General features: G+C 66.6%; 1 protein-coding gene and 1 pseudogene. Both read right to left on the bottom strand.

The window, feature by feature from the left end; all coding sequences use genetic code 11:
* Positions 1-233: 233 nt before the first annotated feature.
* The gene (locus H0W38_RS20595) at positions 234-1,700 is read right to left on the bottom strand and encodes a glutamate synthase subunit beta (RefSeq protein WP_292457701.1); all 1,467 of its coding nucleotides are present in this window, start codon (positions 1,698-1,700) and stop codon (positions 234-236) included.
* An 82-nt stretch (positions 1,701-1,782) separates the two neighbouring features.
* Positions 1,783-2,654: pseudogene (locus H0W38_RS20600) on the bottom strand (glutamate synthase subunit alpha); the annotation flags it as partial.

Genomic DNA, 2,654 nt, shown 5'->3' on the forward strand with positions numbered 1-2,654 from the left:
CGCTTAAGTTCGACCAAGGGTGGGCGGCTGTCGGCGGACGACGGCACGGAGCGACTTGTCATGGGCCCCAATATGAAAACGCCGGCTCGAACCGAGCCGGCGCCGCGCATGATAGGGGATAACACCCATCGGAGTCGGGTGCTCCCCAGCGCCGTGCGCCCGGCGTGCGGACGGCCGTGACGCACCTTGCAGATCGCTCTGCCGTGTGCTGCGGCGCGTCTCGAGCTTCGGTGCTAACGCGGCAGGTCGCTCGCGCCCATCAACTGCTCGTCGACCGCCCGGGCAGCCTGCCGACCCTCTCTAATCGCCCACACCACGAGCGACTGCCCACGGCGCATGTCGCCGGCTGCGAACACCTTGTCCACGCTCGTGCGGTAGCCGCCGAGGAAGTCGGTGCTCGCCTTCGCGTTGCCGCGGTTGTCTTTCTCGACACCGAAGGCATCGAGCACGGAAGCCACCGGGTTGACGAACCCCATCGCCAGCAGCACCAGGTCGGCCTTCAGCACTTCCTCGCTGCCGGGCACTTCGACCATCTTGCCGCCCTGCCACTCGACCCGCACGGTCTTGAGCGCGGTGACCTTGCCGCCTTCGCCGATGAATTCCTTGGTGCCGATCGCGAACTCGCGCTCGCAACCTTCTTCGTGGCTCGAACTGGTGCGCAGCTTGTAGGGCCAGTAGGGCCAGGTCAGCGCCTTGTTCTCTTCCTCGGGCGGCTGCGGCATGAGTTCGAACTGGGTCACGCTCTTCGCACCGTGGCGGTTGCTGGTGCCCACGCAGTCGCTGCCGGTGTCGCCGCCACCGATCACGATGACGTGCTTGTCGGTCGCCATGATCTGGCGCGCGACTGCGTCGCCCGCGTTGACCTGGTTTTGCTGCGGCAGGAACTCCATCGCGAAATGCACGCCGTCGAGGTCGCGGCCCGGCACCGGCAGGTCGCGCGACTGCTCGGCGCCGCCGGTCAGCAGCACGGCGTCGAAGTCGGCGCGGAGCTGCTCGGGCGAAACGGTCTCGCGGGCCACGTTCATGACCTTCGAGCCGTCGGGCAACTGGCCGACCATGACCCCGGTGCGAAACCGCACCCCTTCGGCGCGCATCTGCTCGACGCGGCGATCGATGTGCAGTTTCTCCATCTTGAAGTCTGGGATGCCGTAGCGCAGCAGACCGCCGATGCGGTCGTTCTTCTCGAACAGCGTCACCTCATGGCCGGCGCGCGCCAGTTGCTGAGCAGCGGCCATGCCGGCCGGGCCGGAGCCGACCACGGCGACCGTCTTGCCTGTTTTGTGCTTGGGCAGTTGCGGCTTGACCCAGCCCTCGGCCCAGGCGCGGTCGATGATGGCGTGCTCGATCGACTTGATGCCGACCGGATCGTCGTTGACGTTGAGCGTGCAGGCCGCCTCGCAGGGCGCCGGGCAGATGCGGCCGGTGAATTCGGGAAAGTTGTTGGTCGAGTCGAGCACCGTGAAGGCATTGGCCCAGTCATTGCGGTACACGAGGTCGTTGAAATCCGGAATGATGTTGTTGACCGGGCAGCCCGAATTGCAGAACGGCGTGCCGCAGTCCATGCAACGCGCGCTCTGGATCTTGGCATCGTCGGCCTTCAGCCCGATGACGAATTCCTTGTAGTTCTTCAGCCGCTCGCCGACCGGCGCGTAGCCCTCCTCGACGCGCTCGAACTCCATGAAACCGGTGACTTTTCCCATGATTCTTTTTTCCCGTACTGACCGATCTTGTGGACGCGAAGGCACGCGCCGCCCATGAGGGGCGCCCGCGCGCTGCGCCCGTTCACTTCGCCGCGACGGTGCGGCTCTTCCTGGGCGCTACCTTGGCCTTGGCGATGGTGTCGCCGGCTTCCTTCTGCGCGTGCAACTCGCCGAGAGCGCGCTTGTACTCGGAAGGGAACACCTTGACGAAACGCCCCCGTGCACTGGCCCAGTGGTCGAGGATGTCGCGTGCGCGCAGCGAGCCGGTCCACTTGTGGTGGTCCTCGATCAGCTTCTTCAGCAGCAGCTCGTCGGCCAAGCCCTTGTGGAAGCTTGCGGCGTCCTGACTGGCGCGCTGCTCGTCGGCAGGCAGCACCTTGTCCAGCGCGACCATCGCCGTGTTGCAGCGCTGCACGAACGTGCCGTCCTCGTCGTACACGTAGGCGATGCCGCCCGACATGCCGGCGGCGAAGTTGCGCCCGGTCTTGCCGAGCACGACCACGGTGCCGCCGGTCATGTATTCGCAGCCGTGGTCTCCGGTGCCTTCGACCACCGTGGTCGCCCCCGACAGGCGCACCGCGAAACGCTCGCCCGCCACGCCGCGGAAGAAAGCCTCGCCGCTGGTCGCGCCATAGAGCACCGTGTTGCCGACGATGATGTTGTGCAGCGCATCGCCGCGGAACTCGATGCTCGGGCGCACCACGACACGGCCGCCGCTCAGGCCCTTGCCGGTGTAGTCGTTGGCGTCGCCGATCAGGTACAGCGTGATGCCCTTGGCCAGGAAAGCGCCGAAGCTTTGCCCGCCCGTGCCCTCCATCTGCATGAAGATGGTGTGGTCGGGCAGCCCCTCGGGCCGGTGGCGGATCAGCTCGCCGGAGAGCATGGCGCCGACCGTGCGGTTGACGTTGCGCGTCTCCTCCATGAAATGCACCTTTTCGCCGCGGTCGATGGCGG

Origin of the sequence: Methylibium sp., from assembly GCF_013817365.1 — a bacterium.
GTDB lineage: Bacteria > Pseudomonadota > Gammaproteobacteria > Burkholderiales > Burkholderiaceae_C > Methylibium.